Genomic DNA, 22222 nt, shown 5'->3' with positions numbered 1-22222 from the left:
GGCTTTACAAGCAAGAGAGACTTTTGAAATATTAGCTCAAAGAATGAGCCTGATAAGCTTTAATCGATTTTTCAATGCCTGTTGCATCAAGTCCTAAATCGGCTCTGATCTCTTCTTGTCCACCTTGTGGCACAAAAAGATCAGGTAACCCTAAATTGAGTACGGGCACTAAACAACGCTCTTGCATTAATAACTCGTTAACGCCGCTACCTGCGCCACCCATAATGGCATTTTCTTCTAAGGTGACCAGTATGTCGTGTTGTTTGGCAAGAGAAAGGATCAGTTCTTTATCTAGTGGTTTGATAAAGCGCATATCTGCAACTGTTGCATCCAGTTTTTCTGCAACATCTAAGGCTTCGGGTAATAAGGTTCCGAAGTTTAAAATTGCAATACTTTTACCTTGGCGACGAATAATACCTTTTCCTATAGGAAGTTCGCTCAGCGGTTGTAATGGCGCACCAACCCCTGAACCTCTAGGATAACGTACAGCGACAGGCCCTTCTTGATAATGGTAACCTGTATGCAACATTTGGCGACACTCATTTTCATCGCTAGGTGCCATAATAATCATATTAGGGATACAGCGTAAAAAAGAGAGATCAAAAGCTCCTTGGTGGGTCTGACCATCCGCACCAACAATGCCACCACGATCGATAGCAAAGAGTACCGGGAGTTTTTGGATAGCCACATCGTGGATCACTTGATCATAAGCGCGTTGTAAGAAGGTGGAGTAAATAGCCACGATCGGCTTATAACCACCAATGGCTAATCCAGCAGCGAAGGTGACGGCGTGTTGCTCCGCAATTGCGACATCAAAGTATTGTGCGGGGTACTCTTTAGAAAAGCGCACCATACCAGAGCCTTCACGCATAGCAGGGGTGATTGCCATTAATTTTTCATCAGTGGCGGCTTCTTCACATAACCAGTCCCCAAAAATTTTTGAAAACGTCGGGCGTGCATTGGGGCTTTTAGGTAAAGTACCTGTCTTTGGATCAAATTTAGGTACCGCATGCCAACTGATTGGATCTTGCTCTGCGGGAGCGTAACCCCGACCTTTTTTGGTCATAATATGTAAAAGTTGCGGCCCTTTTAGATCGCGCATATTCGTGAGCGTTTGTACTAAAGCAATAACATCGTGACCATCAACTGGACCAATATAGTTAAAACCTAACTCTTCAAACATGGTGCCGGGCACAACCATGCCTTTAATATGTTCTTCTGTCTTTTTCAGTAATTCTTTAATCGGGGGAATACCAGAAAAGACTTTTTTGCCACCTTCACGTAGCGTGGTATACAGTTTGCCAGATAGAAGTTGTGCAAGGTGGTTATTTAGTGCCCCGACATTTTCTGAAATCGACATTTCATTATCGTTAAGTACCACTAGCATATCTGGATTAATATCACCGGCATGATTCATGGCTTCAAATGCCATTCCTGCAGTAATTGCACCGTCACCAATCACACAAACAGTCTTTCTGCCTAGGTTTTCTTGCTCTGCAGCAACAGCCATACCCAGCCCAGCACTGATAGAGGTGGATGAATGACCAACACAGAGTTTGTCATATTCACTCTCATCACGCCAAGGGAAGGGATGTAAGCCGTTTTTTTGACGAATAGTATCAATGCGATCACGACGACCCGTTAATATTTTATGAGGGTAAGCCTGATGGCCCACATCCCAAATCAGATTGTCAAAGGGAGTTTTATAAACGTAATGAAGCGCAACCGTTAACTCAATAGCACCTAAACCTGAGGCGAAGTGACCACTTGAGCGGCTGACACTGTTAAGAAGATATAGCCTTAGCTCATCACAGAGTTTAGGTAAACTCTCTTTTGGTAATAGGCGTAAATCTTCGGGTGTTTCAACCAACGCCAATGTGGGATATTTTTCGATATCAATGCTCATGTGATGCCTATTAATTAATGACTTGTAATAGGGAAAGAGCAGGTAAGCTGCTCTTTTTATTTTTTATTAGTTTTTCCGTTCTACGATAAAATTCGCTAATTGTTTTAGCGTAGAGGTATCGTACTCGTATTGTTCAAGAAACGCTAAGGCATCCAATGCTTCGTTATACAATTCCTGTGCTTTCTTTTGTGCTTGTGCTAAACCAAGTAGAGCCGGATAAGTACTTTTTCCAGCTTCTTGATCACTTCCCTGTCGCTTTCCAGTCTCTTCAGTGCTCCCAATAACATCTAAAATGTCATCCTGAACTTGGAAAGCCAAGCCTATAGAGTGGGCATATTTATCCAGTGCAGGTAACACATCGTGCCCTTTTTGCCCTGCGCTAAGTGCCCCTAGGCGAACCGCTGCACGAATTAACGCACCTGTTTTATGTAAATGAATTTTCTCAAGAGCAACAAGATCAATTGATTTATCTTCGGCATCAAGATCAAGTGCCTGTCCACCACACATACCCGCTAAACCACTGGCTGTGGCTAATTCAGCAATCATGGCTACGCGATCGGCAATGGCGACATCAGGCATCGCATTTTTGGCTAAAATTTCAAAGGCCAAGGTTTGTAATGCATCACCCGCTAAAATGGCATTGGCTTCGCCAAACTCAATATGACAAGTGGGTTTTCCTCGACGTAAATCATCATTGTCCATTGCAGGTAAGTCGTCATGGATCAGTGAATATGCATGAATACACTCAATAGCGGCTGCTGGCACATCAAGATTAGCAACAGGTACGTTAAACATTTCTCCTACCGCATAAACGAGAAATGGGCGTAAACGTTTCCCCCCCAAGAGTGCTCCGTAGCGCATTGCTTGGCTGAGTGGCATATCAGAAAAAGGCAACGTCTGTAGCGCTTGGTTGAGTGCTTCATCAACACGCTGATGTGCAGAATGTAATTTTTGACGGAACGCATCCGTACATAAAGTTGCGTTACTCAATTATTCAGCCTCTTGGATAAAATCATCAGGTGTAGCGTCATCATCCTCTTTGAGTAAGATGCGAACACGTTGTTCAGCATCTTGTAATGTTTTTTGTCCCACACGAGCTAAACGAACACCATGTTCGAACTCATTAAGGGCCTCTTCTAAAGGTAATTCACCTGATTCTAAGCGGTTAACTATTTGCTCAAGTTCTTGCATCGAAGCTTCAAAACTTGGAGTTTGCGTGGTGTCTTGGTTAATTGATGTCGTTTTTTTAGCCATAATATTTTTGATGATAAAGCATGTTAGCTGAATAATAGTGATCATCTTACTACAATTGAGAAGAAAATTTCTTATTCAGTCAGCGATTTTTGCGGGTGAGGCCTAAATATTGGTGATATACTTTGTGACTTTTATAAACTCCAGTCAATTAATATCACTGTAGTTTATGTCTCTACTTAATAACCTATGACCATTGACTATGAAGTTTATTATTAAATTATTCCCCGAAATCACGATCAAAAGCCAATCTGTTCGTATACGTTTTATCAAAATTCTGACCAGTAATATTCGCAATGTATTAAGTACATTAGGTGATGATATCACGGTTGTTCGCCACTGGGACAACATTGTGGTTGTCAGTAAAGACGAAAGTAAAAGCGAAGCGGTGTGTGATGCGCTAACTCGTATCCCAGGTATTCATCACTTTTTACAAGTTGAAGAGCATAGCTATACCGATTTACATAATATTTTTGAACAGACCTTTGCTGCCTTTGGTCATTTAGTTGAAAACAAAACGTTTTGCGTAAGAGCTAAACGCCGTGGTAAACACAGTTTTACTTCTAATGAAGTAGAGCGTTATGTGGGTGGTGGTTTTAACCAACACGTTGAAAGTGCAAAAGTAAAATTAACTCGTCCGGATGTGACCATTAATCTAGAAATTGAAGATGATAAGCTGATCCTAGTTAATGCTCGCTATGAAGGTATTGGTGGTTTCCCTATTGGTACACAAGAAGATGTATTATCACTTATCTCTGGTGGTTATGATTCTGGTGTATCAAGTTATATGTTGATGCGCCGCGGTAGTCGTGTTCATTACTGCTTTTTTAATCTTGGTGGTTCAGCCCACGAAATTGGCGTTAAACAAGTTGCACATTATCTTTGGAACCGCTTTGGACGCTCTCATAAAGTACATTTTGTTGCCGTTGATTTTGAACCCGTTGTGGCAGAAATTTTAGAGAAAATTGATGATGGCCAGATGGGGGTTGTTCTGAAACGTATGATGGTGCGTGCGGCATCTCGTGTTGCTGAACGTTATGGCGTACAAGCTATTGTAACAGGTGAAGCATTAGGGCAGGTTTCTAGCCAAACATTAACCAATCTACGTTTAATTGATAATGCGACGGATACCTTAATTCTGCGTCCTCTTATCACACACGATAAAGAAAATATCATTAATATCGCTCGCCAAATTGGTACGGAAGATTTTGCTCGTACTATGCCAGAGTTTTGTGGTGTTATCTCCAAGAATCCTACAGTAAAAGCGGTTAAAGCCAAAATCGAAGCTGAAGAAGAAAAATTTGATTTTTCTATTCTCGATAGTGTTGTTGAAAATGCTAAGAATATGGATATTCGCCGTATTGCTGAAGAGACGGTACAGCAAGTAACAGAAGTTGAAATGGTCTCTGAGTTTGCAACGAATGACGTTGTACTGGATATTCGCTCTCCAGAAGAGCAAGAAAACTCACCATTAAAATTAGAGGGTGTAGATGTTAAAGAATTACCATTTTATAAATTAAGTACACAATTTGGTGATTTAGATAACAGCAAAACTTATTTGCTCTATTGTGAGCGAGGTATGATGAGTCGTTTACAAGCACTATATTTACGTGAACAAGGCTTTAATAACGTAAAAGTGTATCGTAAGAAGTAATATATTGGCCGACTGTGCTTTATTAATAAAAAAGCCACTATCTTAAACTACTTTGCATACTAAGTAGTTAAAATTAGTGGCTTTTGTTTTTTATACAACAATAATGTTGGGGAATGTCGCTGCCATTCTCCAGATGATTACTTTGCTCTTATAGCTAGACCATCATCAAGGTGCTTGCGCGAACCCACATTTTTTACAAAATGCTTCATATTTATAGAGCTAAGGGTGTATGTTAGCTCTTAGATCTAAAACTATCATCTAGATCTTATCCTATAAATATATAGTAATAGAAAAAAATAGCAATTTCAAAGATTACTTAGAAGACATATTGCAGTAGAACAGGTAAATCCTAAATTATTTAGCTCGATAGTTGCCATATTTAATGTTGTTCCTGTTGAAAGCAAATCATCAATTAAAATGATATTATAATTATTTAATTTTCTAATATTAAAGTTTGGATCTATTTTCCAAGGAGAGAAATAATGCCTAATTTTATTAGGGATGTGCTTCATTTTGAAAATCGTATTGGGAGGTAAAGATTGTAATTCAGATAACGTTCTGTTTAGTAATTTTATATGATTTTCTTTTTTATTTACTGTGCTGTTAGCATAACGATTTATAACTTCTTCTACTGTACATTTTATAAATATCTCATTATAGAGTGTTGACTTGAAATGACGAGAAACCCTCCTAGCCAATAGGTATGGAACTGTACTAGATGAAGGCATAGCGATAAATATAATATTTTGATTTACTATTTTATCTCTTATTTTATTTAATATAGCTAAAAAAGAAGGTTTGAATTTATATAGTTCATTGATTGTTATTGTATAGTTAAAAATACCTTTTAATGAATATATTAGAGGATTACCATCTCGTTCATAATCACCAAATTTAGTTCGTTGATAAATACTATATATTGTTATTTTATTTTTTTTACCTATTATACTAATTTTGGGATTTTTATTAATGGAAGTAATTACTCTTCGTTCATGATGAGCGTTAAAACTAATAGTTTTATTTTCAGAAATATCAATACCCAGAATATTATACCTTTCTATTACTAAAATAACTAAATTCTATTATTGTAGTAATGTTATCATTCTGAAAATAGATCTAATATAAAGAATATCTGAATAAAAATGAGCAAAAATATTATTTTTTTGCTCAATATAATATGTTAGCAATTATTATTTACCTATCCCCAAACCCAGTAAATTCATCTTGATAATTATAAATACCTGGTGGTAATACAAGTTGTTTAGCGACATCAGCTGCAACTGCTTTACCTTTTAGGCGCTCAATAATTTTAAGTGCGAAATCTATAGTGGTAGCAGGGGCTTGGCTAGTAATCAGATTGACTCTTTCGTCAAAGTAAACCCGATAATCAACCCATTTTTTAGGTTCGATTTTATCTTTTAAGCCGGGGAAACCTGTCATATTGCCTATTGGAAAGAGGTTATGAGACTCTAAGATGATCGCAGGAGCTGCGCAAATAGCGGCAACTAGTCTATTTTCACTGTGCATGCGGCGTACTTTTTCAACAACAAGAGGACTATCTCGTAAGGTTTCTGCACCTATTAATCCTCCGGGTAAAATAATGGCATCATAATGGTGATCAACAACACGAACTAATGGGACATCAGCAATTAATTTGATCCCTCGTGAGCAGGTGATCACTAAGTCATCAACATCATCTTCAGCACTAGCAAGTATGACCTTAATTCCAGCTCTAACGAGTAAATCAGCGGTGGTAACAACCTCTGTTTCTTCACTACCATTAGCTAGACAGATGAGTGCGGATATGGTCATAATTGCCTTCCTTCTGTTTTATAAATTGAAAAAGTCGCTTATTTTCGGGTAACACGAGTCCTTGCTCTGATGCCCTACGTAATAGATAGCCTGTGATATAATCGATTTCGGTATGGCGTTGATATTTCACATCTTGATACATAGATGAGTAATTATTAGCAGTTTGCTCTATGGTATCGATAATATAACCATGTAAATGTGATCTAGAGGTAGGTATAACACCTTCTCGCTCCATTACCTGATAAACTTCATCACAGACTTTCTGGATATGCTCAGGGTATTTTAATAAATCACCATTGCGACATTGATAAAACACCGTTAAAGGGTTGATAACACAATTTACGGCTAATTTTAGCCAGCTAATAGTATGAATATCATTGTGCCAAGCTACATCCGGTAAAGCTTGATGTAAAATTTCAGCTAAATAACCGTATTGACGTGCTGTTGTATTTAGTGGGCCAATGTGGGTGATCCCTTCTGCTGTATGGAGCACTTTTTGATCTTGTTGATAAGCACCATGAGTGATTATACCTTGTAATATCGCTCTTTTAGTCGGTGTTTCAGGTAGGGTGAGTTCATCTAGTGTTCCCATACCATTATGGATCAGTAAAATCGGGCAATCAGCAGAGAGGTGAGGGATAAGTGCATTAACCGCGTCTGAAACTTGCCAAGACTTTAAGCAAACAAGCAGTAACTCACTGTGTTGTAGCCATGTTTTTTGGTTGGCTATAATGCGTTGTTGAAATGGGATACCATTAATGGAGTCAACGTTAACGTCAAAATCAGGTTGAGGTATTCTTAACCATCCTTGTACTTCATGGGCTTGTTGCGTTAATCCTGCAATCCAAAGTTTACCAATTGAACCACATCCTAATACGGTTATTTTCATCATTTTTCTCCTGCTAAATGGTAAACAGGCGCTCCATATTATTCATCTAACATTAACCTAATATTATTAACAGTTCGGTAATTTTATCAATGCAAATTGAGAGCTATATCAAATTATAACATCGTTTATCTTCACTTGCTGAAGCTATCTCTGCTTTGTTATATGGAAAGTCAAGAGTAATGACATGAGTATGGCTTTTTTGCTGAGTGAAAAACAGCTATTATTCAGGCTGTTTTTATTTATTGAGGAAGAACGAATGCCATCTTTTGATATCGTATCTGAAGTTGACTTACATGAAGTGCGCAATGCGGTAGAGAACGCACAACGTGAACTGACTACTCGTTGGGATTTTCGTAATGTTGAAGCAAGTTTTGAATTAAACGAAAAAACTGAGTCAGTAAAAACAACTAGTGTATCTGAATTTCAGGTGCAGCAGTTATTAGATATTCTGCGTGAGAAAATGGCAAAAAGAGGGATTGATGGTGCTGTTTTAAATATCCCTGAAGAGATGACTCACAGCGGAAAAACATACAGTGTAGAAGCGACCTTAAAACAAGGTATTGATACTCCTTTAGCGAAAAAAATCGTTAAAATGATCAAAGACAGCAAATTAAAAGTACAAGCACAGATCCAAGGTGAGCAAGTACGAGTAACAGGTAAATCACGTGATGATTTGCAAGCTGTGATGAAATTAGTTAGAGAGGGTGAATTAGGTCAGCCTTTCCAATTTACCAATTTTCGTGATTAATGACGAAAGTATAAAAAAATGCGCTGTTTGGTTTATTCAGCGCATTTACAGGGTATATGAGGTTTAAACGCCGAGCACTAACGATTCTAATGTCGCTCTTGGTGTCTGCTTGGTATCCACTTTAATATAAGCACTTTGTTCGTGTGCCATAATTACCACTTCATTAACACCAGGTTGTTGCTTAAATTTCTGCTCTAATTGTTGTTGTTGAGCTTTTGATAAATGTGCCGGCAATTCTATACGTAAGCTACTAACATAAGGTGGTTGACGTAATGTTAAGCTAATGGCAAACCAAACTAAGCCAATCAATAAACATCCAGCAAAGACTGCTTGAGCATCGTAATGTTGGTAGAGCCATCCACCTAAAATACCACCTAATGCTACACCTAGAAATTGGCTGGTGGAATAAATCCCCATTGCCGTGCCTTTATAACCTGCCGGTGCTTCTTTACTAATTAATGAAGGTAGCAGTGCCTCCATAATATTAAAACCAATAAAGAATATCTGAATACCTAAAATAATTAGCCACAAGCTAGTTCCTGAAATCATAAAGATAGCTTGAGCAATAATCAGCAGAAAGATACACAGTAAGAACACTTGTTTCATTTTACGTTTTTTTTCTGCATAGATAATAAAGGGTAATACTGAAATAAAGGCAATCAGCATAGTGACTAGATAGACAACCCAATGTTTCTCATTAACTAATCCGGCATTATGCATGATCAAAGGAAGTGCGACAAAAGCGGCCATCAATAAAGTGTGTAGTGAAAAAATCCCGACATTAAGCTTTAATAATTGCGCATCAAATAAAACTTTTTTGACACTTCCTCGTACAAAACTTGATTCTCGATTAAGTATATGATGTTCGCTATTCGGTACGGTAATGAGGGTGATCATAATCCCGCCGAAAGCGAGTAGGGCAATGCCCCAAAATAGGCCTTGTAAGCCAAAAATATGTGTGAGTATTGGCCCTAAAACAAGGGCTAAGGCAAACGTAATACCAAAGCTAATGCCAATAAAGGCCATTGCTTTGGTTCTATTTTGTTCGCGGGTTAGATCAGATAACAGAGCCATCACTGCGGCAGATATAGCTCCAGCACCTTGTAATGCTCGCCCGATAATAATGCCATAAATGCTGTCACTTAAAGCAGCAATAAGGCTACCAACAATAAAAATAATTAAGCCGAAAACAATCATTGATTTTCGGCCAAATTTGTCTGAGAAAAATCCAAAAGGAATTTGGAAGATTGCTTGAGTTAATCCATAAATACCAATAGCTAATCCAATTAGCGATTCTGTCGCATGTTGTAGTTGCAGTCCGTAGGTGGTTAAAACGGGAAGTACCATAAACATGCCAAGCATGCGAAGAGAGAAAACAGCTCCTAGTCCCCATGTCGCTTTGCGCTCTAATGGAGTCATTTTATTATCATTCATGGATTACCTCGTATTACTGATACCTCATTGTAATAGTATTTTGTCACGAGGTTAATCAATAAATGGGATACAAAAAAAGACGAAATTGTACTGATAAGGCTGAATATGATATTTAAACTAAAAATGCCAGTCATGATTGACTGGCATTAGCATTTTTTGCAATTGAAATTACATTATCTCAGATAAGCGAGAACCGTTTCTGTTGAACTGGTGGGATCAACAGACATCATTACACTTAATGATGTAATGGCAATGATAGAAAATATAAATAATTTTCTTGCCCACACTTTATCATTGGTTGCTTTATAACCAGATAATGCCATGCCCAACCACCAGATACTGACTGCAGAGGCAACAATCAGGTATTTATACCCTGCATATCCCACTAAAGTTAGCATCAGCGTTGCAACCATAAAGGCTAGAATATAGAGAATAATATGGCGCTTAGCGACTGAGATCCCTTTAATAACAGGTAATACGGGGATATTGGCTGCTTGGTAGTCTTTAAAACGGAAAATCGCAATGGCATAAGAGTGAGGCATTTGCCACAAACTAAAGATAAGTAATAAAATTGCTGCACCCGCATCAAATTCACCGCTAACAGCACAGTAGCCGATAACCGGTGGTGCAGAGCCTGATAAACTACCGATCAGTGTGCCATAAACAGATTTACGTTTCATATAGAGGCTATAAACCCCAACATAAATAATAAAGCCGAATACAGCGATAAACATTGCAAGTGGGTTGGCTGCTACATAGAGCAGCACAACACCTGCAATACCTAATACTGAGGCATAAATAAGGCTAATTTGCGGGTCGATTAATCCTTGAACTAATGGACGATTCTTCGTTCTTTCCATGATACGGTCAATATCACGGTCAATATAGTTGTTAAAAACACAACCAGAAGCAACGACCAGAGACACCCCAAGTAGAGTCGCGAAAAATAGGGGGTAGTCAATCTCGCCTTTTGAGGCGAGAAGGAAACCACCTATCACAGAAATTAAATTTCCGAAAATAATTCCTGGTTTGGTGACTTGTAGGTATTGCTTAATCATAGCGACAACTCTTAATCCATCATCATATTGATGTTCAGGTTGTACATAATCCACAGTGAGCCAATCACAACAATGCCGATAATCAACAAGGTGAATAGGAATGCGATAACGTTCCAGCGCTCTTCTGAGGACGTGTTCATATGTAAGAAACAGACTAAATGAACAACAATCTGTACGACAGCCATACCAACGACTGTCCATAAGATAGTTGAGGTTGTAGCTGTTCCTTCCATCACCATCCAAAATGGGATCACGGTGAGGATAACGGACAGAATAAAGCCAATCAGATAGGACTTCATGCTGCCGTGGCTTGCGCCTGAAGGAGAAGTATTTGGATGACTCATTACATCGCTCCCATCAGATAAACTACGGTGAACACACAGATCCAGACAACATCAAGGAAGTGCCAGAACAGGCTTAAGCAACTTAAACGGGTGCGATTAACATCAGTTAAACCACGGCGTGATACTTGGATCATCATAATAATAATCCAAACTAATCCCGCTGTTACGTGCAGACCGTGTGTTGATACTAAGGCAAAGAATGCCGATAAGAATGCACTGCGATCTGGGCCATAACCTTCAGCGATAAGTTCATGGAACTCATACACTTCCATTACCACGAAGCCTAAACCGAATAAGAAGGTAACGAATAGCCACAGATTGACTTGGCTAACACTACCTTTATTCATGCTAAGCATGGCGAAACCAAAAGTGATACTACTAAACAGTAGTAAGAAGGTTTCAACTAAAACAAAAGGCAGGCTAAAGATTTCTTTACCAGAAGGACCATCAGCAATCCCGTTAACAAGCACCGCATAAGTGGCGAATAAGCTGGCAAACAGGATAAGGTCGCTCATTAGATAGATCCAGAAGCCGAAAACTTTCGTCGCTCCTGCATCGTGGTGCCCATGATGCTCATGGGCGTTTGCGTTATTTAAAGTTTGAGTTGACATTATTTCACACCTGCTTTTTTCAGTTCTTCATAATGCTTATTCTCGATGGCTTCAATTTCAGGTACTTGGACATAGTAATCAACATCTGTATCGAAGCTTTTCGCGATCCAAGTGACTATCATTCCTGCGAACCCAACAATAGCTAACCACCAGATATGCCAGATCATGGCAAAGCCAAACACTAAGCTAAATGCAGAGATAATGACGCCTGCTGCGGTATTTTTTGGCATATGGATAGGTTCATATTTTGCAGGGCGCTGATAAGCAGTACCTTTTTCTTTCTGATCCCACCACTCATCACGAGCTTTCACTTGCGGTTCAACGGCAAAGTTATAGAAAGGTGCAGGAGAAGAAATTGACCATTCCAGAGTACGTCCACCCCATGGATCACCTGTTAAATCACGGTTTAAGTGGCGATCGCGGATACTGACGTAAATTTGGATAACTTGGCAAACAATACCAAGAGCAATCAGAGCGGCACCACCAGCAGCAACCATCAGCATTGGGTGGAATTCTGGGTTGATATTTTGGCTTAAACGGCGAGTCATACCCATAAAGCCAAGGATATACAGTGGCATAAAGGCCATAAAGAAACCGATAAACCAGAACCAGAATGCGCGGATACCCCATTTTTCATTAAGCGTGAAGCCAAATGCTTTAGGGAACCAGTAAGTCATACCAGCAAAACAACCGAACACCACACCACCGATAATGACGTTGTGGAAGTGAGCGATTAAGAACAAGCTGTTATGTAATACAAAGTTTGCGCCAGGAACCGCTAATAGTACCCCAGTCATTCCCCCTACTGAGAAGGTGACTAAGAAACCGATTGTCCATAGCATAGGGCTTTTATACTCGATACGGCCCTGATACATGGTAAACAGCCAGTTAAAGATTTTAACCCCTGTGGGTATAGCGATGATCATGGTGGCTATACCGAAGAAGGCATTAACGTTGGCACCTGAGCCCATGGTAAAGAAGTGGTGTAACCAAACGATAAATGATAAGACGGTGATAACAACGGTCGCACCGACTAAAGAGGTATAACCGAATAGACGTTTTTTAGAGAACGTCGCGGTAACTTCAGAGAACACACCAAAGACTGGCAGAATAAGAATATAAACTTCTGGATGACCCCAAGCCCAAACAAGGTTGATGTACATCATCATGTTACCGCCCATATCATTGGTAAAGAAGTGTGTACCAAGATAGCGGTCTAACGTCAGTAGTGTGATAGTGACGGTTAAAATTGGGAATGCAGCGATAATCAGTACGTTAGTACATAATGCAGCCCATGAGAACACTGGCATTTTCATCATTGTCATGCCTGGTGCACGCATACGCAGGATAGTGGCGAAGAAGTTAACCCCCGTCAGAAGCGTACCAATACCGGATATCTGTAAACTCCATATCCAATAGTCGACCCCGACCCCAGGATTGTACTCCAAGCCCGAAAGTGGTGGGTAAGCTAACCAACCTGTTTGTGCGAATTCACCAATACCTAAAGAGATATTGATAAGCAGTACACCGACGACAAAGAACCAGAAACTCAGTGAGTTTAGGAATGGGAATGCCACATCACGCGCACCAATTTGTAAAGGTACAACAAGGTTCATCAGACCGACAACGAAAGGTGTTGCCATGAAGAAAATCATGATAACGCCGTGTGCGGTAAAAATCTGATCGTAGTGATGAGGTGGTAAGAAACCGGCTTCACCCGCTGAGGCGAGTGCCTGTTGGCTTCTCATCATAATGGCATCGGCAAAGCCACGGAACATCATGACCATTGCAACGATGATATACATAATACCAATTTTTTTATGGTCAACACTGGTTAACCATTCGCTCCATAGCCATTTCCACTTACGGAAATAGGTTAAAGCGCCAACAACAGCAAGACCGCCAAGAATGATGCCGATTAGGGTTACGACAACAATGGGTTCTTGTAGCGGGATTGCATCGAGAGTTAATTTTCCGAACATGCCTTTATTCCTCTGCTCCTGCATGTGCCGCGTGGCTCATGTTCATATTCATTGTTGCATCAGAGTGTTCAGTCTGATTGCTACCGGTGTGAGCGCCATGACCTGTATGACCGAATTTAGAGATGGTCTCTTGGAATAACATCGGCTTCACGCTTGAATAGTAGGTCACTGGATTTTTCTGGCTTGGTTTAGCAAGTTCATCAAATGCAGCGGTGGTATTTAACGTATCTGATGACTGTTTTACTTTTGCAACCCATGCATCAAAGCCTGCACGATCAGGTGTCGCAATGGCGGTAAACTTCATGTCAGAGAAACCGTGTCCGCTATAACTTGCTGACATACCTTGGTATTCACCTGGTTCATTAGCAATTAAGTGAAGTTTGGTTTGCATTCCAGCCATGGCATAGATTTGTCCACCTAAGCGCGGGATAAAGAATGAGTTCATGACAGAATCAGAGGTAATTTTGAAATTAACAGGAACATTGGTTGGGAAAGCCAGTTCGTTAACGGTTGCAATACCTTGTTCTGGATAGATAAACAACCATTTCCAGTCCATTGAAACCACTTCAATGGTAACCGGTTTCTCATCTGAAACTAGTGGTTTATAGGGATCAAGTTCATGGGTTGTTTTCCATGTGATGGTTGCCAATATCACGATAATGATAATCGGCACGGTCCACACGACAAGCTCAATTTTATTTGAGTGAGCCCAATTAGGGCGATAAGTTGCTTTAGTATTGGATTCACGGTAGCGATAAGCGAAAACAATCACCATCAGAATTACCGGTATCACAACAATCAACATTAAACCAAGCGCAATGAGGATTAATGTTTTTTGCTCAGCGCCGATAGCGCCTTTGGGATTCATTAACGCCATATCGCAACCACTTAAAAGAACAGCGGCTGCTAATAGCGAGAGTGTCCCAATACTTTTTATGTATTTCATAAGTCTCATCCAACGACCCAAATGATAAAGGTTCTATTGTTGTTTCATCAGTATCAGTAAGGACATTTTACGGTAAGGTTGCGACAGTGTAAACAATTGTAATGGTAAGTAAGTGATTGGTTAGTCTTTTGTGTTAATGTGATCACAAGTAATTAAACTATTAAATAAATGTTAATTTAATTATTGTGAATTAACTATAATTTCATAAAGTAGCATGTTTTTAAAATAAATACATATTTTTACAAAAAAAATTACAGCAAAAAGTGTAAGAAAACGTTTTTTGTCTAAAAAGTAAACACAATACAGGTCTGAGGAGTATTAGAAAGCAAATTTCGTTTTATCTTGATGTTTCGTATCTTTATTTAATCGCTATATGATTTTTTATATCGCATATTGATTGTTTGTTGAATATTTCTATTATAGAAGAAATTTTTTTATTAACTGCTAAAAATGACAAACAGCGAATAAAAAGTGATTCGCTGTCACAAAAATTAACAATTAGCCATCAGAAGTTATATTTTAAGCTATAGATCACACCATCTTGTAAAAAGTTTTCTCCTAACTTTTTATAAGCATAGCGGTATTGAATGCCTGTAGTAATGGAAGCGGTGGGGTGCCACCAAATAGCGACAGCTCCATTAAAGCCATTTTTTCCGCCATTGCCATAACGTTTATTACGATCAAACTCCATCTCATGCCAATTTGTGATGCTAAATTTTTGATTTATCAGGTTAAAATCGTAACCGGCAACCCAACCAACCACATAGCCATTATTTCCTGAATAATAAGTTTGATCGACATAATGTAAAGCTATAAAAGGTTTAAACCAGATATCTGCTAATTGTGTGTTATACCCAATACCATAAAGTGTATTAACCTCATGGAAATTACCGCCATATTCTTTTCCGGGCAGTGACCAAGTACCATATACATGGCCATAAAGGTTTAATCCACTGTCAGCTAAATAAATACGGCTAGTTCCTTTGACGGTATAGCGCTGATTATCGCCGGGCTGTGTTTGTCGATTATTAAAAGGATTTTCTAAGTCAAAAAAGCCATAAAACTCACCCCATGAAAAGTGGGCTCCCCCTTCAAGTTCTAAATAAGCAAAATCATCTTTATGGGAAGTTTGGCCTGTTTTATGGGTGGTATGTGTCGTCCAGTCAAGATAATTGATACTGATATTAGCAAATCCACCGAGATAATTAGCCTGTGCAGGTAAAGTGCATGTTGTTGTAATAAACAATAAAATTGATTTTCTTATCATAATGTATAATTAGTTTTTCTGTTGTATTGTTTGTGGTGTGAATTATTCTCACTGTTTTTTTTGATACTATAATTTATAAAGTGTTTTTTTATAGTGTTTTGTATCTAAAATATGATCACATTCTAGAATATTGATCTGGATTTTGTTTATCGGAAGTTTAGTATTGATTAGTTTGTTTTTATTATTTTGGTATGTTAATGAAAAGAATATAGAGTGAGAGAAGAAGAATAATGATGGCAATAAGTTTTAATTAACAGAAATGACGAAGGTGAGGCGAAATATCTCACGACACCATAAAAAAGGGATAGTATCATGGCAGATAACTGTTTTTTTCTTATTAATTCGGAATTTTATTGTGACCTCATTTGCTGATCTTCATGCACTTCCTGCTGAGCAACTTACTAATCTTAATGAGCTTGGCTATTTAACGATGACTCCCGTCCAAGAAGCGTCTTTACCTGCTATTCTTGCCGGGAAAGATGTTCGAGCCCAAGCAAAAACCGGAAGTGGCAAAACAGCAGCTTTTGGTTTAGGTTTATTGCAACGTATTGATGCAAAACAATTTAATACTCAATCATTAGTATTATGTCCAACTCGAGAATTAGCTGATCAAGTCGCTAATGAGTTACGTCGACTGGCTCGTTTTCTGCCTAACATTAAAATTCTGACTCTGTGTGGTGGGGTGCCTTTTAGCATTCAACGGGATTCATTAATTCATGCTGCTCATATTATTGTCGCGACTCCGGGGCGTTTGTTAGATCATTTAAACAAGCAGACTGTCACACTTGCTGATGTAAAAACATTGGTACTTGATGAAGCAGATAGAATGCTGGATATGGGATTTTTTGATGATATTAGCGACATCATTTCTCAAATGTCGACACAACGTCAAACTTTGCTCTTTTCTGCAACTTGGCCGGATGAAATCGCTAAAATTAGTCGAAAAATTCAACAAGATCCTGTCACTATTGAGATTAATTCACCGGATGAATTGCCAGCGGTTGAACAACAATTTTATGAGATCTCCCGTTATGGCAAATTGGGATTATTACAAAAGCTTTTGAGTCATCATCAACCTAATTCTTGTGTGGTATTTTGTAATACCAAAAGAGATTGCCAAGATGTGTATGAAGCTTTGACCGAAAGCAACCAAAGTGTCCTTGCGTTACATGGCGATATGGAGCAAAAAGAGCGCGACCAAACATTGATCCGTTTTGCTAATGGTAGCTGTCGAGTGTTAGTCGCCACAGATGTCGCTGCGCGTGGCTTAGATATCAAAGCGCTAGAAATGGTGATTAATTATGAATTATCACACGATCCGGAAGTTCATATACATCGAATTGGACGAACAGCCAGAGCGGGAGAAAGTGGTTTAGCGATTAGTTTTTGCGCACCAGAAGAGATCCCTCGCGCCAATGCTCTGGAAGAAATGTTGAATATAAAACTGGATTGGCAATCAGCCCCTTCAGGTTTATCAATCACACCATTGGTTGCGACAATGGCAACACTATGTATTGATGGCGGTAAAAAAGCAAAAATGCGTCCAGGGGACATCCTTGGTGCATTAACTGGAGATTTAGGGTTTAGTGGAGAAGATATTGGTAAGATAAATATCCATCCAACTCATGCCTATGTAGCGGTAAAACAGTCCATTGCTAAACAGGTATGGAAAAGCCTTCAACAAGGTAAAATTAAAGGTAAATCAGTAAAAGTCAGACTGTTTAGATAATTTGTTATATCACCTATCATTTTCTGTTTGAGCATAAAGAGATAACATAGAAAAAGGACAGCCTAGGCTGTCCTTGAATAGATGATAGATTGAAGTAACTTAATTAGCCGTTTTTTTCAGTGCCAAGTAATCTAAAATAGTCCCGATAATTAAGCTAACGGCGCCAATAATGACACCATATAAGAAGAGTGTAGAAGTAAGCTCGCTTAATAATTCATTATTAATAGATTGTATAAAATCAACTGACTGAAACATCTCTAAATTGGGTAGCGAATTAATAATAAGTAATATTAAGCTACACAAAAATAGTAATACGGCAAAGAGTAAACCATAAATCGCTAAACGGTATTGTTTAATAAATAATGTTCGTTGTAAGAATTCGCTAGTTTTTTGCGTATAAGTGAGTGTATTTTTAGCGATCATCAGCAAAAGAATACCGGGAACAGAGGCAACAATAGAGAACAGATAGAACGCTTCCCAGCCATGGGATTCTACATACCAGCCTGCAACAGGACCGACATAGACTCGGCCGATAGCCGCTAAGGCGGAAAGAAGGGCGAATTGTGTTGCTGAAAAAGATTGATGGCATAGTGTCATTAGTAGAGCAACGAAAGCCGCCGTTCCCATACCACCACAAATATTTTCGAAAGCGATTACCGCTCCCATGCTATAAATATTTTGCTCAGAGATAGCTAAATACCAATAGCCGATATTTGACCCCCCTTGCAAAATACCAAAGATCATCAGCGCTTTGAATAAAGTCCAACGGCGCATTAATAAACCGCCTAATAAGGCTCCGACAATGGTTGCTGCCAATCCAAGCGTTTTATTGACTAATCCCACTTCACCTGCATCAAATCCGGCGCCACGAATAAGGAATGTGGTACTTAAGCTTAACGCAAAGGCATCGCCCATTTTGTATAGCACAATAAGTAGTAAAATTAACCATGCATTATTACGAGAGAAAAACTCATATAAAGGCTCTATAACGGCTTCATAGAGTGTACGTGGAGGTTTGACGGCAGTTTCTGGCTCCTGAGCTAATAGCGTGGCGATAATACCAATACCCATTAAGGCAGCCATTAGCCAGTACATGTTTTGCCAGCCAATATATTTATCTGCAAGCCATAGTGCCATGCCCCCAGAAACCAGCATCGCTATTCGATAGCCCAGCACAGAGACTGCTGCACCTGTGCCTCGTTCATCGGCTTTTAAGATATCGGTTTTATAGGCATCAAAGACGATGTCTTGTGAGGCAGAACAGAAAGCGACGATGACGGCTAACGAGGCTAACCACCATAAATGATGGCTAGGGTTTAAAAAGCCCATACCCGCAATACCTAACACAAGACCGATTTGTGTTAATAACATCCATCCTCGGCGGCGACCTAAGAATGAAGGTGTATAGCGATCCATAAACGGCGACCAGAGGAATTTAAACACGTAAGCTTGGCCAACCAATGAGAAAAAACCAATCGTTTTTAAATCGATATTTTCTACTGTCATCCATGCTTGTAAGGTTCCTGCTGTTAATGCAAGGGGTAAGCCCGAAGTGAAACCAAGTAACAGTAAAATAAAAGATTTATACCAAGTGGTCTGTTTAAAGGCGGCTTGAAGCATGCAAAATTCCTTTTAACGGCTTGTTTCTTGCTATCTTTACAAGCCGTTTTTTTATTAATTAACGAGCGTTAGATTTGATGTATTGGCTGACGGAAGGATCTTTTGCCATATCACTGACAAGCTCAGATAAAACATTATTAATCGCTGCCGCTATTTTATCATTGGATGCGCCAAATGGGCCTTGTACATTGTAGCTAGTACGATAGGTTTTGGTGTTTGTACTGCCATTAGGCATGCTGACAACAACGGAAATATCGGCTTTAGCACTAATATTATGGCGTAGACTTCCTTCACTAATATCTGCGTTCAGTTTATTTATCACCACAATTACGTCAGCTGCGGCTGGAGAGCCAAAAGTATAGCCACGTGCCATCATCTGTTTTTGAACGATTTCTTGCATTAGAAAAGCTAAATCACGTGTAGGTACTAAAACCTCTAACTTACCATTACGACTCATTTCCGCTAAGTTTTTCGAAGGTCGTTTATCTTGGCTGGTGATACTAAGTGTAATTGGGCGCATAGTTGGATCTGATGGTGGTACAGACATCACTGGCTCAATCGATAATTTATTGCTTGGTGTTGCACATCCTGCTAGCAGTGTCAGCGCAAACACGGCACAAAGTAAATTTTTTATCATGATAGTGTCTCGATTAAGTAATTCTGCCGTTTTCTCAGCAGATAAGGGTGGCTATTTTGCCTATCATACCACTGCAAAAGCGTAGCTAATATCCCTTTAATGAACGAAATTATCTGATTTTTATCAATACGTTTTATTGTGATAAGAACAGATTTATAACTCATGCCATTTCTCTTGTTAAGGTGAGCATTTTACTCAAGAGAAAAAATAAGCGATTATCATAGGTAATGTTTAAGACAAGAAAGCCATTTATCTGTATTACGAAAAGTTATTTATTCACTTAACTAACAGATAACTTCTTTTTTTGATTGTTATGTTATAAGGACTGAGATGATCCGTGATGATATTGAGAATAAGCTGATTTCACGCTTTTCTCCCCATTTTTTGCAAGTCATTAACGAAAGCCATCGTCATAATGTACCTGCAGGCTCGGAGAGCCATTTTAAAGTCGTTATTGTGAGTGACTTATTTAATGATAAACGCAGTGTGTCACGTCATCGTGATGTTTATCAAACGTTATCTCATGAATTAGATAATGGCGTTCATGCTTTAGCTCTGCACACTTTTACCTTGAGCGAGTGGGATGAACAACAAGATAAAGCATTACACTCTCCAGGATGTCGTGGTGGAAGCCAACAAGATTAATAAGAAGATTGTTAATCGTGAGTAAATGATGACTAAGATGCGTATTTTTTGTTCTTTATGGGGCTAAAAAGCAGTGTTAACCTTGTTTTTATGAAAAAATTGAGGAATAAAACGGCTCTTTCTCGACTCAACCCCTCTAGATCGTTATAATGTCGCGTCTAATTTTCAGTAAGGTTTCGGGATGCTTCTGATATCAGGGATCCTCGTTTTTTTAAATGTGGCGGCCCCGGTTCTGAAAGGAGTATTAAGTCTAATACTACTTGCCGTAGATTAGCTTCCTTTAAAGTAGACCGAGCACTAAAACTTATTTTGAGGTAACAAGATGCAAGTTTCTGTTGAAACGACTCAAGGCCTAGGGCGTCGTGTCACAATCACCGTACCAGCCGCTGATATCCAAAAAGCTGTAGACAGCGAACTGAAAAAAGCTGCTAAAACTGTTCGCATTGATGGTTTCCGTAAAGGACACGTACCAATGTCTATGGTTAAACAACGTTACGGTATGTCTGTTCTGAATGATGTTCTGGGTGATCTGATGCAGCGTAATTTCATCAACGCTATCATCGAAAACAAAGTTAACCCAGTAGGTGCACCTGATTACAAACCAGAGCAATACAAAGAAGGTGAAGACTTTGTATACTCTGTAGAATTCGAAGTTTTCCCAGAAATCGAACTGAAAGATCTGGAAAGCATTGAAGTGGTAAAACCTATCGTGACAGTTAAAGACGAAGACGTTGATAACATGTTAGAAACTCTGCGTAAACAACAAGCCGAGTGGAAAGATAAAGAAGGTGAAGTTGCGGCAGAAGATCGTGTAACTGTTGATTTTAATGGTTCTATTGACGGTGAAGAATTTGAAGGCGGAAAAGCTGAAGATTTCGTACTGGCAATGGGTCAAGGTCGTATGATCCCAGGTTTCGAAGAAGGTCTTATCGGTCATAAAGCAGGTGAAGAATTCACTATCGATGTGACTTTCCCAGAAGATTACCACGCTGAAAACTTAAAAGGTAAAAAAGCACAATTTGCTATCAACCTGAAAAAAGTGGAAGAGCGTGAACTGCCAGAATTAACTGAAGAGTTCATCAAACGCTTCGGTATTGCAGATGGTTCAGTTGATGGTTTACGTGCCGAAGTACGTAAAAACATGGAACGTGAGCTGAAAAATGCGATCCGTACACGTGTTAAATCACAAGTTATCGATGGCTTAGTGAAAGCTAACGAAGTTGACGTACCTGCAGCTGCGGTAGATAGCGAAATTGAAGTTCTGCAACGTCAAGCAGCACAACGTTTCGGTGGTGATGAAAAACAAGCTCTGCAATTACCACGTGAATTGTTCGAAGAACAAGCAAAACGTCGTGTTATCGTTGGATTACTGTTAGGTGAAGTGATCAATAGTAATGAACTGAAAGCAGAAGACGAGCGTGTGAAAGCGTTGATCGACGAAATGGCTTCAGCTTATGAAGATCCATCAGAAGTTGTTGAGTTCTACAATAAGAACGAACAACTGATGAATAACATCCGTAATTTAGCATTAGAAGAGCAAGCGGTAGAAAAAATCTTAGCAACTGCTAAAGTAACGGAAAAAGAAACTAACTTCACTGAACTAATGAATGAAGTTCAGATGGGTTAATTTTTAACCGCGATATCGGTTTTAAGCAAAAACCCGTGGTAAAAACCACGGGTTTTTTTCAG

General features: G+C 39.2%; 19 protein-coding genes. 5 read left to right on the top strand and 14 right to left on the bottom strand.

Going from position 1 to position 22222, the window contains the following annotated elements:
• Positions 1 to 31: 31 nt before the first annotated feature.
• From dxs to xseB, 3 genes are all read right to left on the bottom strand, one after another.
• Positions 32 to 1906 (bottom strand): 1-deoxy-D-xylulose-5-phosphate synthase, encoded by a 1875-nt coding sequence (dxs, locus tag AACV01_RS01180; protein ID WP_004245121.1) that lies wholly within the window; start codon positions 1904 to 1906, stop codon positions 32 to 34.
• 66 nt (positions 1907 to 1972) lie between these two features.
• The gene (gene ispA / locus AACV01_RS01175; protein WP_004245120.1) at positions 1973 to 2896 is read right to left on the bottom strand and encodes a (2E,6E)-farnesyl diphosphate synthase; all 924 of its coding nucleotides are present in this window, start codon (positions 2894 to 2896) and stop codon (positions 1973 to 1975) included.
• A complete protein-coding gene (gene xseB, locus AACV01_RS01170; RefSeq protein WP_004247215.1) occupies positions 2897 to 3160 on the bottom strand; it encodes an exodeoxyribonuclease VII small subunit in 264 nt (87 codons plus the stop codon).
• Positions 3161 to 3359: 199 nt separating this feature from the next.
• Between xseB and thiI the strand changes: the two genes are divergently transcribed.
• The gene (gene thiI / locus AACV01_RS01165) at positions 3360 to 4811 is read left to right on the top strand and encodes a tRNA uracil 4-sulfurtransferase ThiI (RefSeq protein WP_004245118.1); all 1452 of its coding nucleotides are present in this window, start codon (positions 3360 to 3362) and stop codon (positions 4809 to 4811) included.
• Between the two features lie 1194 nt (positions 4812 to 6005).
• Here thiI and yajL read toward each other — a convergent pair.
• Entirely contained in the window at positions 6006 to 6623 is a 618-nt protein-coding gene (gene yajL, locus AACV01_RS01160; protein ID WP_004252560.1) for a protein deglycase YajL, read from the bottom strand.
• Positions 6592 to 7512, bottom strand: coding sequence for a 2-dehydropantoate 2-reductase (gene panE / locus AACV01_RS01155; RefSeq protein ID WP_004247218.1), 921 nt, complete (start codon positions 7510 to 7512; stop codon positions 6592 to 6594). The genes yajL and panE overlap by 32 nt, the downstream gene beginning before the upstream one ends.
• 256 nt (positions 7513 to 7768) lie before the next feature.
• Here panE and AACV01_RS01150 point away from each other — a divergent pair, with 256 nt between their 5' ends.
• Entirely contained in the window at positions 7769 to 8260 is a 492-nt protein-coding gene (locus AACV01_RS01150; RefSeq protein WP_004245110.1) for a YajQ family cyclic di-GMP-binding protein, read from the top strand.
• A 63-nt stretch (positions 8261 to 8323) separates the two neighbouring features.
• On the opposite strand, the gene AACV01_RS01145 is transcribed toward AACV01_RS01150, so the two are convergent.
• The 7 genes from AACV01_RS01145 to AACV01_RS01115 form a co-directional block, all read right to left on the bottom strand.
• Positions 8324 to 9694, bottom strand: coding sequence for an MFS transporter (locus tag AACV01_RS01145; RefSeq protein ID WP_060554464.1), 1371 nt, complete (start codon positions 9692 to 9694; stop codon positions 8324 to 8326).
• Positions 9695 to 9867: 173 nt separating this feature from the next.
• On the bottom strand, positions 9868 to 10752 hold the full coding sequence (cyoE, locus tag AACV01_RS01140; RefSeq protein ID WP_004247221.1) for a heme o synthase: 885 nt from the start codon (positions 10750 to 10752) through the stop codon (positions 9868 to 9870).
• 11 nt (positions 10753 to 10763) lie between these two features.
• On the bottom strand, positions 10764 to 11096 hold the full coding sequence (locus AACV01_RS01135) for a cytochrome o ubiquinol oxidase subunit IV (protein ID WP_004245105.1): 333 nt from the start codon (positions 11094 to 11096) through the stop codon (positions 10764 to 10766).
• On the bottom strand, positions 11096 to 11707 hold the full coding sequence (locus tag AACV01_RS01130; protein WP_004245104.1) for a cytochrome o ubiquinol oxidase subunit III: 612 nt from the start codon (positions 11705 to 11707) through the stop codon (positions 11096 to 11098). The genes AACV01_RS01135 and AACV01_RS01130 overlap by 1 nt, the downstream gene beginning before the upstream one ends.
• Entirely contained in the window at positions 11707 to 13689 is a 1983-nt protein-coding gene (gene cyoB, locus AACV01_RS01125; RefSeq protein WP_004247222.1) for a cytochrome o ubiquinol oxidase subunit I, read from the bottom strand. Before cyoB ends, AACV01_RS01130 begins: the two co-directional genes overlap by 1 nt.
• Before the next feature lie 4 nt (positions 13690 to 13693).
• Entirely contained in the window at positions 13694 to 14644 is a 951-nt protein-coding gene (cyoA, locus tag AACV01_RS01120) for a cytochrome o ubiquinol oxidase subunit II (protein ID WP_004245101.1), read from the bottom strand.
• Between the two features lie 496 nt (positions 14645 to 15140).
• Positions 15141 to 15902, bottom strand: coding sequence for a nucleoside-specific channel-forming Tsx family protein (locus tag AACV01_RS01115; protein WP_046335237.1), 762 nt, complete (start codon positions 15900 to 15902; stop codon positions 15141 to 15143).
• A gap of 355 nt (positions 15903 to 16257) precedes the next feature.
• Between AACV01_RS01115 and dbpA the strand changes: the two genes are divergently transcribed.
• A complete protein-coding gene (gene dbpA / locus AACV01_RS01110; protein WP_012367479.1) occupies positions 16258 to 17631 on the top strand; it encodes an ATP-dependent RNA helicase DbpA in 1374 nt (457 codons plus the stop codon).
• 99 nt (positions 17632 to 17730) lie between these two features.
• Here dbpA and ampG read toward each other — a convergent pair whose 3' ends face one another.
• Positions 17731 to 19251: a muropeptide MFS transporter AmpG gene (ampG, locus tag AACV01_RS01105; protein WP_161682319.1), complete on the bottom strand. Its 1521-nt coding sequence runs from the start codon at positions 19249 to 19251 to the stop codon at positions 17731 to 17733.
• Positions 19252 to 19309: 58 nt separating this feature from the next.
• Entirely contained in the window at positions 19310 to 19888 is a 579-nt protein-coding gene (locus tag AACV01_RS01100) for a YajG family lipoprotein (protein WP_004245091.1), read from the bottom strand.
• Between the two features lie 330 nt (positions 19889 to 20218).
• Between AACV01_RS01100 and bolA the strand changes: the two genes are divergently transcribed.
• Both bolA and tig read left to right on the top strand, forming a co-directional pair.
• Complete coding sequence (gene bolA, locus AACV01_RS01095) at positions 20219 to 20533, top strand: transcriptional regulator BolA (RefSeq protein ID WP_004245090.1); 315 nt, start codon at positions 20219 to 20221, stop codon at positions 20531 to 20533.
• A 322-nt stretch (positions 20534 to 20855) separates the two neighbouring features.
• Complete coding sequence (gene tig / locus AACV01_RS01090) at positions 20856 to 22160, top strand: trigger factor (RefSeq protein ID WP_004245089.1); 1305 nt, start codon at positions 20856 to 20858, stop codon at positions 22158 to 22160.
• Positions 22161 to 22222: the final 62 nt, after the last annotated feature.

This window comes from Proteus sp. G2609 (assembly GCF_963896135.1).
Taxonomy (GTDB): Bacteria; Pseudomonadota; Gammaproteobacteria; order Enterobacterales; family Enterobacteriaceae; genus Proteus; species Proteus mirabilis.
This window is presented reverse-complemented; position numbering and strand designations above follow the sequence as displayed.

What these genes read in the sequence shown, in the direction of transcription:
- xseB (WP_004247215.1), bottom strand. Translation starts at nt 3,160, where the DNA reads ATGGCTAAAAAAACGACATCAATTAACCAAGACACCACGCAAACTCCA.
- tig (WP_004245089.1), top strand. Translation starts at nt 20,856, where the DNA reads ATGCAAGTTTCTGTTGAAACGACTCAAGGCCTAGGGCGTCGTGTCACA.
- cyoB (WP_004247222.1), bottom strand. Translation starts at nt 13,689, where the DNA reads ATGTTCGGAAAATTAACTCTCGATGCAATCCCGCTACAAGAACCCATT.
- cyoA (WP_004245101.1), bottom strand. Translation starts at nt 14,644, where the DNA reads ATGAGACTTATGAAATACATAAAAAGTATTGGGACACTCTCGCTATTA.
- yajL (WP_004252560.1), bottom strand. Translation starts at nt 6,623, where the DNA reads ATGACCATATCCGCACTCATCTGTCTAGCTAATGGTAGTGAAGAAACA.
- AACV01_RS01145 (WP_060554464.1), bottom strand. Translation starts at nt 9,694, where the DNA reads ATGAATGATAATAAAATGACTCCATTAGAGCGCAAAGCGACATGGGGA.
- bolA (WP_004245090.1), top strand. Translation starts at nt 20,219, where the DNA reads ATGATCCGTGATGATATTGAGAATAAGCTGATTTCACGCTTTTCTCCC.
- AACV01_RS01135 (WP_004245105.1), bottom strand. Translation starts at nt 11,096, where the DNA reads ATGAGTCATCCAAATACTTCTCCTTCAGGCGCAAGCCACGGCAGCATG.
- AACV01_RS01115 (WP_046335237.1), bottom strand. Translation starts at nt 15,902, where the DNA reads ATGATAAGAAAATCAATTTTATTGTTTATTACAACAACATGCACTTTA.
- AACV01_RS01130 (WP_004245104.1), bottom strand. Translation starts at nt 11,707, where the DNA reads ATGTCAACTCAAACTTTAAATAACGCAAACGCCCATGAGCATCATGGG.
- thiI (WP_004245118.1), top strand. Translation starts at nt 3,360, where the DNA reads ATGAAGTTTATTATTAAATTATTCCCCGAAATCACGATCAAAAGCCAA.
- cyoE (WP_004247221.1), bottom strand. Translation starts at nt 10,752, where the DNA reads ATGATTAAGCAATACCTACAAGTCACCAAACCAGGAATTATTTTCGGA.
- AACV01_RS01150 (WP_004245110.1), top strand. Translation starts at nt 7,769, where the DNA reads ATGCCATCTTTTGATATCGTATCTGAAGTTGACTTACATGAAGTGCGC.
- ampG (WP_161682319.1), bottom strand. Translation starts at nt 19,251, where the DNA reads ATGCTTCAAGCCGCCTTTAAACAGACCACTTGGTATAAATCTTTTATT.
- AACV01_RS01100 (WP_004245091.1), bottom strand. Translation starts at nt 19,888, where the DNA reads ATGATAAAAAATTTACTTTGTGCCGTGTTTGCGCTGACACTGCTAGCA.
- panE (WP_004247218.1), bottom strand. Translation starts at nt 7,512, where the DNA reads ATGAAAATAACCGTATTAGGATGTGGTTCAATTGGTAAACTTTGGATT.
- dxs (WP_004245121.1), bottom strand. Translation starts at nt 1,906, where the DNA reads ATGAGCATTGATATCGAAAAATATCCCACATTGGCGTTGGTTGAAACA.